Source organism: Streptomyces sp. NBC_01334, from assembly GCF_035983595.1.
GTDB lineage: Bacteria > Actinomycetota > Actinomycetes > Streptomycetales > Streptomycetaceae > Streptomyces > Streptomyces coriariae.
Genome location: NZ_CP130718.1, coordinates 805,141 through 818,089, shown reverse-complemented (window position 1 = coordinate 818,089; position 12,949 = coordinate 805,141). Strand labels below are relative to the sequence as shown.

Here is a 12,949-nt window from a genome sequence, read left to right as displayed (position 1 = left end):
CATCAGAGGAGGAACCGTGTCCCGGTCCGAACGCTCACCCCTGCTCCTGGCGGGCCTGCTGGCCGGCATGGGCGTGGCCCACTTCGCCGTGCCGCGCCCGTTCGACGCGATCATCCCGCGCACGCTCCCGGGCTCGCCCAGGGCCTGGACGTACGCCAGCGGTGTGGCCGAGCTGGCGCTGGCGGCGGGCGTGGCCCTGCCGCGGACCCGCAGGACGGCCGCGCTGGCCGCGGCCGGGCTCTTCGTCGGCGTCTTCCCCGCCAACGTCAAGATGGCGTGGGACTGGCGGCACCGCCCCACCCCGCTCAAGGCCGCAGCGGTGGCCCGGCTTCCCTTCCAGGTGCCCCTCGTGCTGTGGGCCCGCAACGTCGCCGACGGCGCCGCGAAGATCACGGAGGGACGGTCATGACCAAGGCCCTGGAGACCGGCGACGTCGTCGAGGACTTCGCGCTGCCGGACGAGACCGGCACGGTGCGCAGCCTGACCGACCTGCTCGCCGAGGGGCCGGTGGTCCTCTTCTTCTACCCCGCCGCCCTCACCGCGGGCTGCACCGCCGAGGCCTGCCACTTCCGTGATCTGGCGGCCGAGTTCGCCGCCGTGGGCGCCCGGCCCGTCGGGATCAGCGGGGACTCCGTCGACCGCCAGCAGGAGTTCGCGGGCCGGCACTCGCTCGGCATGCCGCTGCTCTCCGACGCCGACGGGGCGGTGCGGGAACGGTTCGGGGTGAAGCGCGGCTTCTCCCTCGCCCCCACCAAGCGGGTCACCTTCGTCATTGCGAAGGACCGCACCGTTCTGGAGGTCGTCCGCAGCGAGCTGCGGATGAACACGCACGCCGACCGCGCCCTCGACGCACTGCGCGCCCACCGCGCCTGAGCCGCAGAAGGAAGTGGGCCCGGGCGGCCGGGAGCGCCGTGCGCCCCGGCCGCCCGTCGAGGTCGGCCCGTCGCGGTTGATGCGTCGGGACAAAGGGACCATTCTTGACGACATGGAGCATGTCGTCGCTGCGGCGGTCATCGATGCTCACGGCATCGTGACGGGTTGGAGCGAGGGTGCGCGTCTGCTGACGGGCCATGCGGCCGAGGAGGCCGTCGGCCGGGCCGCGGTCGACCTGCTCGTCGAGGAGCTCCCGCCGCTTCCGGCGCGGGCGTGGACCCGGCCCGCTCTCGTACGCCACCGCGACGGCCAGCACGTCACCCTGACCGTCACCGCCTGCCCGGTGCTCGGCCCCGATGGGGAGCCCGCCGGCTGGGCCCTCACCGCCGAACGGCCCTCGGGCCCGGAACCGACCCTCGCGGAGCGGGCCTTCCAGCAGGCGTCCATGGCCATGTCCGTCTTCGACCCGCACCAGCGCTATCTGCGGCTGAACGAGGTCGCCTGCAAGGTGATGGGCGTCTCCGAGGACGTCCTGCTCGGCCGCTCCTTCCAGGACACCGTCCAGGAGGCCGAGCACAGCCGCGGCTTCAACTGGCACCTCCGCCATGTCGCCGAGACCGGCCGTCCGATCCGCTACGAGAGCTGGACCGGCGCCCCCTCCCTCAACCGGGAGCACGCGTGGACCACCGAGATGTGGCCCGTGCGGGAGCCGTCGGGCGAGGTCGTCGGTGTCGCCCTGGCCGCCTTCGACAGCACCGAGCAGTACTTGGCCCGCCAGCGGCTGGCCCTGCTGAACGAGGCCGCGGCCTCGATCGGTACGACCCTGGACATCGTGCGCACCACCGAGGAGGTGGTCGATCTCCTGGTTCCCCGTTTCGCCGACTTCGTCAGCGTCGACCTGCTGGACTGGGTCCTCGGCGCCGACGAGCCGCCGCCTGTCCCGGACGGTGAGGTCGTGCTGCGCCGGGTCGCCCACGGCTCCGCCCACGAGGGCACCCCTGAGGCGGCGGTCCGCCTCGGCGAGACCGACGTCCATCCGCCCTTCAGTCCGCCCGCGCGCGCCCTGCGGGACGGGCATGCCGTCCGTATCCAGGCGGGCGAGCCCGATTTCATGAGCTGGCTCGCCGAACGCAACGCGCTCGCTCCCGAGGGCCGTCGCTTCCGCAGCGGGGTCCACTCGGTGATCGCGGTGCCCCTGCGGGCCCGGGGCACCACCCTGGGAGTCCTGGTCGGCGTCCGTATCGCCCATCCGGACGACTACGAGGCCGACGACGCCGTCTTCGCCGAGGAACTCGCCAGCCGGGCCGCCGTCTGCATCGACAACGCCCGCCGTTTCGCCCGCGAACGCACCACCGCCCTCACCCTCCAGCACAGCCTGCTGCCCCGCGGCCTGCCCGGACAGGTCGCCGTCGAGGTCGCCCACCGCTATCTGCCCAGTGGCTCCACGGCCGGCATCGGCGGCGACTGGTTCGACGTCATCCCCCTCTCCGGCAGCCGGGTCGCCCTCGTCGTCGGCGACGTCGTCGGACACGGCATCCCGTCGACGGCGACCATGGGCCGGCTCTGCATGGCCGTGCGCACCCTCGCCGACGTGGATCTGCCGCCCGACGAACTCCTCACCCACCTCGACGACCTCGTCACCCACCTCGCGGCGTACGACGACGCAGGCGAGGACGTCGCGGAGCTCGGCGCCACCTGCCTCTACGCCGTCTACGACCCGGTCAGCCGCCACCTCACCCTCGCCGCCGCAGGGCACCCGGCCCCCGCCGTCGTCCTGCCCGACGGCACCGCACAGCTGGTCCGGATGACCCCCGGGCCCCCGCTCGGAGTCGGCGGACTGCCCTTCGAGGCGGTCGAACTGGAGCTGCCCGAAGGCGCGGTCGTCGCCCTCTACACCGACGGCCTGATCGAGGACCGCGACCGCGACGTGGACCGCGCCACCGGCGAGCTGTGCAGCGCCCTGACCGCGCCCGCCGCCTCGCTCGACGCCCTCTGCGACACCGTGCTCAAGGCGGTCCTGCCGGAAGAGCCAGGCGACGACGTCGCGCTGCTGCTCGCGCGTACCCGGGCGCTCGGCGCGGACCAGGTCGCCGCCTGGGACGTCGAGCCGGACCCCGCCCAGGTCGCCGCCACCCGCCAGGCGGCGACCGAGCAACTGACGGCGTGGGGCCTGGAGGAGGCCGCGTTCGTCACCGAACTCGTCGTCAGCGAACTCGTCACCAACGCCATCCGCTACGGCGCACCCCCCATCCGGCTCCGGCTGATCCGCGACCGCAGCCTCATCTGCGAGGTGTCCGACGGCAGTTCCACCTCCCCGCACCTGCGCCGCGCCCACGCCTTCGACGAGGGCGGGCGCGGCCTGCTGCTGGTCGCGCAGCTCACCCAGCGCTGGGGCAGCCGGCAGACGGACCGGGGCAAGACGATCTGGGCGGAGCAGTCGCTGGAGCCCGGGTGATCACTCCTGGACGGTGCCGCCCCGGGGAGCGGCACCGACGGAGCCGGACGCTGCCGTCACCGCTCAGAACTCCTCGTGCACCTCGGGGTCGCCGCCCAGGCGCCGGTGCGGCCGCGCCGCGATCGCCGCCAGCTGCGCCGGCCCGAGTTCGAAGCCGAAGACGTCGAGGTTGGCGCGCTGCCGCTCGGGACTGGACGACTTCGGGATGGGGACCGCGCCGAGCTGGAGGTGCCAGCGCAGGACGACCTGGCCGGGCGTCACGCCCAGCGACTCGGCGACGGAGACGACGGCCGGGTCCTCCAGGAGCGCCGAACCGCGGCCCAGCGGGCTCCAGCTCTCCGTGCGGACGCCCTTCGCCTCGTGGAAGGCGCGCAGCTCGTCCTGGGGGAAGAGCGGGTGCAGCTCGATCTGGTTGACGGACGGCAGCACGCCGGTCTCCTTCTCCAGCCGCTCGATGTGCTCGGCGGTGAAGTTGGAGACACCGATGGACCGGACCAGGCCGTCCTCGCGGAGCTTGATCATGGCCCGCCAGGAGTCGACGAACCTGTCGACCCGGGGAAGCGGCCAGTGGATCAGGTACAGGTCCACGTGGTCGAGGCCGAGCCGCTGCCGGGACTCCTCGAAGGAGGCGAGGGTCTCCTCGTAGCCGTGGTGGCGGCCGGGCAGTTTCGTGGCCACCACGATCTCCTCGCGCGGCACCCCGCCCCGGGCCACGCCCCGCCCGACTCCGCTCTCGTTGCGATAGTTCGTCGCCGTGTCGACGAGCCGGTAGCCCAGGCCGAGCGCCTCGGCCACCGCCCGCTCAGCCTCCGCGTCGTCCATCGGCCAGGTGCCCAGACCCAGGGCCGGGAGCTTCGTACCGTCGTTGAGCGTGTGCTCCGGGATGTTGCTCACCAGGGGACCTTTCCTCGGCTGTGTCGTCCGTGTCGTCCCACCAGCCTCACCGATGGGACGGGGATCGATCAACCGGAGGCCGCGGGGCGGGCCCTCCGACTCCGCCAGGGGTGTCCGAGGCGCTGTCGCCAGGCCGTCGATTCGCTGTCACGATCTTCCCGGAGCCGTGACGGACGACGAGTGAAGACGAGCGGAGCACGCATGACGACGGACAGCCGGGCCACCCCCTTCGACGACCCGACCGCCGAGAAGGCCGCGCGGGCGGCCGGAGTGGAGGTGAAGCCGGTCGCCGGACACATCGGCGCCGAGATCGAGGGCGTCGACCTGGCCGCGGGACTCGACGACGCCCAGGTCGCCGTGGTCAGGGCGGCGGTGCTGCGCTGGAAGGTGGTGTTCTTCCGCGGACAGCGCCTCGACCACGCCGGACATGTGGCGTTCGCGCGACGGTTCGGCGAACCCGTCGTCCTGCGCAGGCGCGGTGGTGCGTCACCGGCGGACTTCCCGGAGATCGAGACGACCGCCGACCGCCTCGAACTGGGCGGGAAGTTCGGCATGGAGCACGAGGAGTGGCTCCGGCGCCGCCGGCACACCCTTCTGCGCGGCTGGCACTGCGACCACGGCGCCCGCGTCGACCCGCCGGCCGCGACGATCCTGCGCGCCGAGACCGTACCGCCCTACGGCGGTGACACGACCTGGTCCAACCTGGCGGCCGCCCACGCCGGACTCTCCGTGCCCCTGCGGGAGTTCCTGGCCGGACTGCGCGCCGAGCACCGGCTCGGCGTCGGCTACCAGCCCCGCCCCGGCGACGACGCGTACGTCCGCCACCTGCTCGATCACCAGGTCGCCTCGGTACACCCCCTGGTACGCGTCCACCCCGAGACGGGGGAACGTGTGCTGTACGTCAACGGCTACTACGTCGAGCAGATCACCGACCTCTCCCGCGCGGAGAGCCGGGCGATCCTGGACATGCTGCTGGAGGAGGCGACCCGCCCCGAGTACACGGTCCGCTTCCGCTGGGAACCGGGCAGCGTGGCGTTCTGGGACAACCGCGCCACCATCCACCTCGCGCCGAGCGACAACGCGCATCTGCGCTTCCCGCGCACGATGCACCGGGTGATGCTCACCGGCGAGATCCCCGTCGGCGTGGACGGCAGGCCGTCCGAGCCGGTGACGGGAACCGAGCCGGGCCGCTGGTGAGGGTCCTCACGCTCCGGCGCCGGGACGCCATCCCAGCGCCGGACCCAGCTTCGTCGCCATGTCGGTGAGGATCTGTACGTAGTCCTCGTGCCCGAAGGTGAACGGCAGGGCGAAGGCGACCTCGTCGATCTCGCGGAACGCGGCGTGGGCGTGCAGGCGTTCGGCGATCTCGTCCGAGGTGCCGACCAGGTCCGGGGCGAACAGCAGCCGGGCCGGGCCCTGCGGCGAGGCCGTACGGGGGAGCCGCTTCGCCGCGAACTCCTCGTACCTCGCGCGCTGTTCGGGTGAGGCGGAGTCGGTGGGGATGACCACGAGACCCTGCGAGACACGGGCCGCCTCGCCGTCGGGGTGGGCGGCGCGGAAGGCGTGGACGTGGGAGAGCTGGATCTCGGCGAAGTCCCTGGTGTCGTCCGGGCCTTCGGCCTTGACCACGCTGCTGGTGAGGAAGTTCATGCCGTGTTCCCCGGCCCACCGCGCCGAACCCAGGCTGCCCCCGCCGTACCACAGGCGGCGGCCGAGACCGGGGGAGTGCGGCTGCACCACGTCGGAGAACACCTCGAAGCCCTCGACCCCGCTGAAGTCGGTGGCGGACTTGCCGCGCACCAGGTCCAGCAGCCGCCGCACCCGCTCGTAGCCGAAGTCCTCCGCGTCGGCGGTGTCCGGGTACAGGGCTTCCTTGACCTGCTCGTAGTGCATCGGCGGGCCGACGCTCACCCCCGGGTTGAGCCGGCCCCCGGCGAGGATGTCGACGGTGGCCAGGTCCTCCGCGAGGCGCAGCGGGTTCTCCCAGCCCAGCGGGATGACCGCGGTGCCGAGCTCGATGCGCCGGGTGCGCTGCGAGGCGGCCGCGAGGACGGCGACGGGGGAGGATATGCCGTACTGGAGGTGCCGGTGGCGCACCCAGGCGCTGTCGAAGCCGAGCCGTTCACCCAGCTCGATGATCTCCAGCGTGGTCTCGTGCCCCCGGCCCGGATCGTCCGCGTCGAACAGCCCGATGGTGAGGAAGCCCAGCCTGCGCAGGGGGCGTGAGGTCGAAGGCACGGGGGTTCCTCCATCGTTCTGCGGCCGTACGGCGGTTGTCGGCGGTTGTTTCGTGGAGAGTCGCGAGCGGTCGTGTCAGACCAGCGGGATCGTGACCTCGTCCTCGACCGGCGGGTTCAGCTCCTGGGCGCGGTTCCCGGTGGCCGCGAAGCAGCGCAGCCGGACCGACTCCGGTGTGACGTCCAGCCGCAGGAAGCACTTGAAGAACGGCGGGCTGTACGTCACCGAGCTCGGCGAGAAGAGCTGGGTGTAGATCTTGCGCACCGGCAGCCGGAACCGCTTGCGGCGCTCCGGGCGGCTCCCGGTGCCCAGCAGACCGGCCAGCAGGCGGATCCGCCGCGTCACCCTGACCTCCGGGCCCGGTGTGCGGGTCGGCGGGATGCCCAGCCGTTCGGCGACCACCGCCTGGGCCTCGGTCTCGGTGAGGGCGAAGAACCGGCGCAGCCGCAGCCGGCTCCCGTAGAGCCGGCTGTAGAAGGCGAGGGAGTCGCCGCGCAGTGGATAGCAGCGGAAGTCCCGCTCGGTGACGCCGGCGACGGACACCCGGGGGATGGTGTGCGTGGCGTGCATGAAGGCGCCCCCACCGCCCGCGACCACGTACTGGAGCGTGCGCCCGTCGGCCAGCCGCACCGGGTAGCGCTGGTAGTTGTGGATGTCGCCGCCTATGGCCGCCACGTAGTGGTGCTCGGGCGCGCTGACGATGTCGTCGACCGTGCCGCCGCCCTCGACGGGGCACGGGTGGTGCTCGCCGTCGACGTAGAGGGGCGAGCCGGTGACGAGGATCTTGGGGCGCGGGCCCTGCGACACCGCGCGCAGCCACGCGCCCTGTTCGGCGTCCAGCGTGCCCAGCAGCCCGGTGTCGATGCCGATGATCCGCACCGGGCCGGCGTCGATCGCCCAGTACGGCCCGGGCTGCACCGCCTGCTGGCCGGTCGCGGACCTCAACGCGCGGGCCTCGGCGAGGCGTTGACCGTCGTGCGGGCGCGGACGGTGCCACAGCAGGGCACGCAGCCTGGCGCGGCTGAGCAGGCGAGGCGCGGGCTCGGCGGGCAGGGGCGGGGCGTCGCCGCAGAAGACCCGCATGAACGCGCCCAGGTCCTCGTACCAGTCGTGGTTGCCCGGTATCGCGTAGATGGGAGCCGGGTAATCCCGGTACGGGCGGAAGAACTTGGTGCCGTAGTCGTCGGCGCTGCCCACCGGATAGATCACGTCACTGGCGAGCACGGCGAAGGACGTGCCCTGACTCGCCCTCAGAAAGCCGGGTACGACGGCGTACTGAGGATCGTCGCCCTCACCCGTGTCGCCGATGACCATGAAGGAGAAACCGTCCGGGTCCGTGCGCCGGATCACCTTGTCCTCGGGTGCGCCGGCCGCCGTCCGCTGCGCCACCAGGCGGCCGCGGGTACGGCCCGTCGGGTCGCCGAACCACGAAGCCAGCACGCCGTTGCGGGCGGCCCACAGCATCCTGGGGTCCAGCCACGAGATCTTCTCGGTCCGGTCCGGCATGAGCTGCCGGTACGCGCCTCGGTCGGCGCCGACCCAGCCGGCGCCTTCGGCGGTATCGCGTGAGGAGTCAGACACCGGTGCACCGTAGCAATGATCCACAGCGCGACAGGAGTCCACCCTGCCGGGTTCATGCACCGGCATCTAATGCCCTTGACACTTTCCGGGGCCGACCACGTAGGTTGAAGCGATCTGTCACGAAGGGCGGAGGCCCCCGATGCGCGCACCTGGCACGACACCGCACGGTGTCGGCACAGGCACGCGGCTGATCACCCGACGGCATGTCGACTACTGCCGTACCGCCTCCGCCGTCTGTCCTTCCGCACGCCGCTGACCCCCGCCGGCCCGTCGGGCCGGTCGACTCGTCGTGCCTCCGGAAGGAACTCCCGTTGTCCGGTCCCGCCCTGCGGCTCGCCGTCGAACTCGACGGTGACGGCGCCCACCCCGCGGCCTGGCGCCGCGCCGCCCACTCGCCCGACCATCTGCTCACCCCACGCCGGGTGGCCCGCGTCGCCGCCGCCGCGGAGAACTCCGGGTTCACCCTGATCACCCTCGCGGACGGCGCGCTGCCGCCCGGCGGCACCCCCGACGTCGTCGGCCGCATCGGGGCGGTCGAGCGGGCCGCGTTCCTCGCCGCGTCGACCAGCGTCATCGGTATCGCGCCCGTCGTGCCGGTCACCTACGCCGAACCCTTCCACGTCTCCAGCCAGTTGGCGTCCCTCGACCACATCTCGACCGGGCGCGGCGGCTGGGTGGTGGGCGAGGAGGAGCGTCCCGAGGCAGCCCGGGTCTGGGGCCGTCCGCACGTCGACGGCGAGGCCGCCCGTGCCCGGGAGTCCCGCGACGGAGTGGAGGTCGTCCGCGCCCTGTGGGACTCCTGGGAGGACGACGCGGTCGTCCGGTCCGTCGCCACCAGCAGATACCTCGACCGCGACCGGCTGCACTACGTCGACTTCACCGGCGACGCCTACGCGGTGAAGGGCCCGGCCATCGTGCCGCGGCCGCCCCAAGGACAACTCGTCGTCCTCGGCCGGCCCGACCGCGTCCCCGCCGGGCAGCTCGACGTCGCCCTCGTCGAGGGCCGCGACCTCACCGCGGTCGCCGCGGCCGCCGACGGCGCGGGAACGCCCCGCACCTTCGCCGAGATCGAGGTCGCCCTCGACACGGCCCACGCCACCGCCGAGGAGCGCGTCGCCGACCTCGAGCAGCACGCGCCCTGGACCGACCGGGGACGGCTGCGCCACATCGGCTCCGCGTCCGGACTCGCCGTCCTGCTCGGGCGGTTGCGGGGCGTCGTGGACGGCGTACGCCTGCACCCGCTCGTGCTCGACGAGGATCTGCCGGAGCTGTCCCGGCTCGTCCTGCCGCACCTCTTCGAGCGGCGCCTCGCCCTGCGCCCGCTGCCCGGCGCGTCCCTGCGCACCCACCTGGGCCTGGAGCGCCCCGCCAACCGCTACGCCGCCGGCCCGGACCTCGAGGCCCTTCAGGAGACCCGATGACCCGCACCGACCCCCTCGACGTCCCCCGGCCGGACGCCCGACTGCACTTCGGTGTCTTCTTCCAGGGTGTCAACCACTGGACCGTCTGGTCCGACCCGGCCAGCGGCTCCCAGATCGACCCCGCGAACTTCCGCTGGGTCGCGCAGACCGCCGAACGGGGCCTGTTCGACGCGTTCTTCCTGGGGGAGGGGCTGCGGCTTCGCGAGGTCGACGGACTGATCCACGAACTCGACGTCGCCGGACGGCCCGACGCCATCACCCAGCTCGCCGCGCTGGCCGCCGTCACCGACCGGATCGGCCTGGTGAGCACCTCCAACACCACCTTCAACGAACCCGCCGACCTGGCCCGCCGGCTCTCCGGCCTCGACCTGCTCTCCGAGGGCCGCGCCGGCTGGAACGTGGTGACCACCGACAACGCCTGGACGGGCGCCAACTTCCGGCGCGGCGGCTACCTCGACCACGCCGACCGCTACCGGCGCGCCGAGGAGTTCCTCACCGTGGCCCGCGCCCTGTGGGACGGCTGGGCCGACGGGGCCGTCTCCGGCGCCGCGGGTGCCCCCGCCTGGGCGACGCCGGGAGCCGTGGGCCGGGTCCGGCACCGGGGAGCGCAGTTCGACGTCGACCTCGCCCCCACCCTGCCCCGCAGCGGCCAGGGTCACCCGGTGATCTTCCAGGCCGGGGACTCCGGAGAGGGACGCGACTTCGCCGCCCGCAACGCCGACGTCGTCTTCTCCGCGCACGGCAACGACTTCGACGACGCGCTCGCGTTCGCCGAGGACCTGCGGCGGCGACTGCTCGCCGTCGGCCGGCCCGAGGACGACCTGCGCATCCTGCCGGGCACGGAGATCATCATCGGGGCGACGGAGGCGGAGGCGCTGGAGAAGAAGCGCTGGATCCGTCTCCAGCAGGTCACACCCGCAACGGCGTTGGGTGTCGCCGGCCTGCTGTGGGGCCTCGACCTCTCGGACCGGGACGCCGACGGACCGCTGCCCAAGGAGGACCCGGTCGTCGCCGAGAACGACGGCTCCTTCGGTGCCCGGCGCGTCGCCGACCCGCGCACGGTGGTCGCCGAGTGGCGAGAGAAGGCGGAGGCCCACGGCTGGACGCTGCGCGAGACCGTCATCGCCCTCGGACCGCAGCGCGGGCACGTCGGCACCCCCGCCGGACTCGCCGACCGGTTCGCCCACTGGGTGCGGCACGGCGCCGTCGACGGCTTCAACGTGACGCCGTACCTCATTCCGGACGGCCTCGACGACATCGTCGACCTGCTCGTCCCGGAACTCCAGGAACGCGGTGTCTACCCCACGCGGTACACCGGCAGGACGCTCCGTGACCACCTGGGCCTGCGCGAGCCCCTCACCCACCGCTCCACGACCGACGGACGGCAGGCGGGCTGACCGCCTCCTCCGCCGTACCGGCCCGCCCCGTCCGGGCGGGCCGGTTCCACTCGCCGTCGCCGAGCACGAGCAGCGGATCGAACATCACCACCACCCCGGCCAGCAGCAGGAAGATCACCGGCCCGATCAGCATCGGCAGCAGCAGCGAGGTGGGGCTGTCGCCGGCCCACGACGAGGTCGCTCCGTGCACATGGACGCTGACCGCGGCCATCGCCGTGTAGTGCATCCCGGACACGGCGACGCCCATCACCAGGCTGGCGCCCAGGCTCGTGAGGAACCCCCGGATCGTGACGGCCGCCCACAGGGCGGCGGTCGCGGCCACCACGGCGATCAGCACCGACAGCGCCACCGTGCTCGGCGTGTACTCGATGGCGCCGTTGAGCTGCAGGGCCGCCATGCCCAGATAGTGCATGGCGGCGACCCCGAGGCCCGTGACGACCCCCGCGAGCGACAGCGACGCCCGGCCGGCGCCCCGGTAGCCCACGATGAACACACCGACACCGACCACCACGATCGCGACCGCGAGGCTCAGCACGGTCAGACCGACGTGGTAGCCGATCCGGGTCTCCTCCACCTGGAAGCCGATCATGGCGATGAAGTGCATCGTCCAGATGCCACAGCCGATCGACGCGGCCCCCAGCGCCAGCCAACCCGGCTTCCATGAACCGTCGTTGAGCAGCGTCCGCACGATGCAGCGCAGCCCCAGCGCCCCTCCCATGCAGGCCATCACAAAAGCCGCCACCGGGGTCACCGCCCCGTACCGGAATCCGTCTATCGTGCCTTCCATCATCAACTCCCCCCGAAGTGACGACTCTTCGTGAAGAACGTGTCTACGGGTAAGGGAGTGGTGAAAGCAAGCGTTTCCTGAGAGTCGACGGTCACGTCCGTGTGAACGCCGGCTCGGGAGAGCCTGCCGCCGTCCCGGCCGGGTCGGTTCGCCTTCCGGAGGGCCGGTCCGAGGACGTGCTCGCGCCCCTTGCGGCCGGACGCGTTCTCCCGGGTGACGACGTCCTTGATCCCGAGCATCGCGAGCCTGTTCGCGCCGGTGACAGTGGCGGTGACGGTGACAGTGGCGGTACCGGTACCGGTACCGGTGCACAACAGCGTGTCCGCCGAACTCGCCGAGGCCCGGGGGAGGGGGGGCCGCCCGGGCGCCCGTCCCGCCTACCGCGCCGGCGCCCACCCACCGGGTCCGAGCCCGGTCACCGGGGCGAGGTGTCCTTTCCCCAGACGAAGACTTCGGTGCTCGGTCGGCGTTCGGAGAACCGGCCCGACGCGGACGTCTCCCGCAGCAGTCGACGCAGGTCCGCCTCGAACGCGTCACGGCGCGCGCCGAACAGGTGCGGAGCCGAGAACGACATCGAGAACACCCCCGACACGACGTCGTCGGCTGTGCGCGCGAGCGGCTGTCCGCCGGGCACCACATGGCGCTGCGGACCGGAGAATCCGGTGCGGGCGAGCACCGCGGCCTCACCGCCGGGCGTGCCCTGCGGCAGCACGCCCCGGCCGGCCCGTCGGACCGGCCCGAGGTAGCGCCTGATCAGTTCCTCGATCGCCGCGCCGGGCACCGCCGGATGGGGAAGACCGTCGACGGTGGGCGTCTCGGTCTTCAGGTCGGAGATGTGCACCAGCGCCCCGCCGGGCAGGAGCATGTCCCTGGTGGTCGCGGCCACCAGCTCGCGATCCATCCAGTGGAAGGACTGGCCGAAGGTGGCGACGGTGAACCGCCCCAGACCCGCGGGCAGTTCCTCGGCTCGGGCCCGCACCCACCGAGCCTTCCCGGCCACTCCTCCCGCGGCCGCCTCACGCCTGGCCTCGGCGATCATCTCCGCGTCCGGATCCACGCCGACGACCTCACCGAACAGGTGGGCCAGCGTCAGGGCGAGGATCCCCGGTCCGCATCCCACGTCGAGGAGCCGCCCTCGTCCGTCCAGACACAGCGCCTCGGCTAGCACGTCCGCCAGCCCGGGGGCGTAGGGGAGCCGTCCGCGCCGGTAGTGCGCGGCGGTGCCCGCGAACAACGTCTCGTCCCACTCCCACCCGGCCACCACGTCCGCCCACCGCCTTCGCGCAGATCCCCTTTGTCCGGT

12 protein-coding genes are annotated in these 12,949 nt (G+C 72.9%); 6 read left to right on the top strand and 6 right to left on the bottom strand.

Annotated features, from left to right (window positions below; all coding sequences use genetic code 11):
- Positions 1-16 precede the first annotated feature (16 nt).
- The 3 genes from OG736_RS03695 (at position 17) to OG736_RS03685 (ending at position 3,328) form a co-directional block, all read left to right on the top strand.
- A complete protein-coding gene (locus OG736_RS03695) occupies positions 17-409 on the top strand; it encodes a DoxX family protein (protein WP_327181122.1) in 393 nt (130 codons plus the stop codon).
- Positions 406-873: a peroxiredoxin gene (locus OG736_RS03690; RefSeq protein WP_327181121.1), complete on the top strand. Its 468-nt coding sequence runs from the start codon at positions 406-408 to the stop codon at positions 871-873. Before OG736_RS03695 ends, OG736_RS03690 begins: the two co-directional genes overlap by 4 nt.
- A 112-nt stretch (positions 874-985) precedes the next feature.
- Complete coding sequence (locus OG736_RS03685; protein ID WP_327181120.1) at positions 986-3,328, top strand: SpoIIE family protein phosphatase; 2,343 nt, start codon at positions 986-988, stop codon at positions 3,326-3,328.
- Between the two features lie 63 nt (positions 3,329-3,391).
- Here the strand turns inward: OG736_RS03685 and OG736_RS03680 are convergent, their stop codons facing one another.
- On the bottom strand, positions 3,392-4,222 hold the full coding sequence (locus OG736_RS03680) for an aldo/keto reductase (RefSeq protein ID WP_327181119.1): 831 nt from the start codon (positions 4,220-4,222) through the stop codon (positions 3,392-3,394).
- A gap of 201 nt (positions 4,223-4,423) precedes the next feature.
- Between OG736_RS03680 and OG736_RS03675 the strand changes: the two genes are divergently transcribed.
- Positions 4,424-5,419, top strand: a complete 996-nt coding sequence (locus tag OG736_RS03675) for a TauD/TfdA dioxygenase family protein (RefSeq protein WP_327181118.1) — start codon at positions 4,424-4,426, stop codon at positions 5,417-5,419.
- A gap of 6 nt (positions 5,420-5,425) precedes the next feature.
- On the opposite strand, the gene OG736_RS03670 is transcribed toward OG736_RS03675, so the two are convergent.
- Positions 5,426-6,460, bottom strand: a complete 1,035-nt coding sequence (locus OG736_RS03670; protein ID WP_327181117.1) for an LLM class flavin-dependent oxidoreductase — start codon at positions 6,458-6,460, stop codon at positions 5,426-5,428.
- A gap of 75 nt (positions 6,461-6,535) precedes the next feature.
- Positions 6,536-8,041 carry a metallophosphoesterase family protein gene (locus OG736_RS03665; RefSeq protein WP_327181116.1) on the bottom strand — a complete coding sequence of 502 codons (1,506 nt, stop codon included), beginning with the start codon at positions 8,039-8,041 and terminating at the stop codon, positions 6,536-6,538.
- A 311-nt stretch (positions 8,042-8,352) separates the two neighbouring features.
- Here OG736_RS03665 and OG736_RS03660 point away from each other — a divergent pair, with 311 nt between their 5' ends.
- Together OG736_RS03660 and OG736_RS03655 are read left to right on the top strand one after the other, a co-directional pair.
- Positions 8,353-9,462 carry an LLM class flavin-dependent oxidoreductase gene (locus tag OG736_RS03660; protein WP_327181115.1) on the top strand — a complete coding sequence of 370 codons (1,110 nt, stop codon included), beginning with the start codon at positions 8,353-8,355 and terminating at the stop codon, positions 9,460-9,462.
- Positions 9,459-10,859 (top strand): NtaA/DmoA family FMN-dependent monooxygenase, encoded by a 1,401-nt coding sequence (locus tag OG736_RS03655; RefSeq protein ID WP_327181114.1) that lies wholly within the window; start codon positions 9,459-9,461, stop codon positions 10,857-10,859. The genes OG736_RS03660 and OG736_RS03655 overlap by 4 nt, the downstream gene beginning before the upstream one ends.
- Here OG736_RS03655 and OG736_RS03650 read toward each other — a convergent pair.
- The 3 genes from OG736_RS03650 to OG736_RS03640 form a co-directional block, all read right to left on the bottom strand.
- Positions 10,819-11,646: an MHYT domain-containing protein gene (locus OG736_RS03650; protein WP_327181113.1), complete on the bottom strand. Its 828-nt coding sequence runs from the start codon at positions 11,644-11,646 to the stop codon at positions 10,819-10,821. The genes OG736_RS03655 and OG736_RS03650 overlap by 41 nt on opposite strands.
- 2 nt (positions 11,647-11,648) lie before the next feature.
- Positions 11,649-11,960, bottom strand: coding sequence for a hypothetical protein (locus OG736_RS03645; protein WP_327181112.1), 312 nt, complete (start codon positions 11,958-11,960; stop codon positions 11,649-11,651).
- A gap of 101 nt (positions 11,961-12,061) precedes the next feature.
- A complete protein-coding gene (locus tag OG736_RS03640; protein ID WP_327181111.1) occupies positions 12,062-12,910 on the bottom strand; it encodes a class I SAM-dependent methyltransferase in 849 nt (282 codons plus the stop codon).
- Positions 12,911-12,949: the final 39 nt, after the last annotated feature.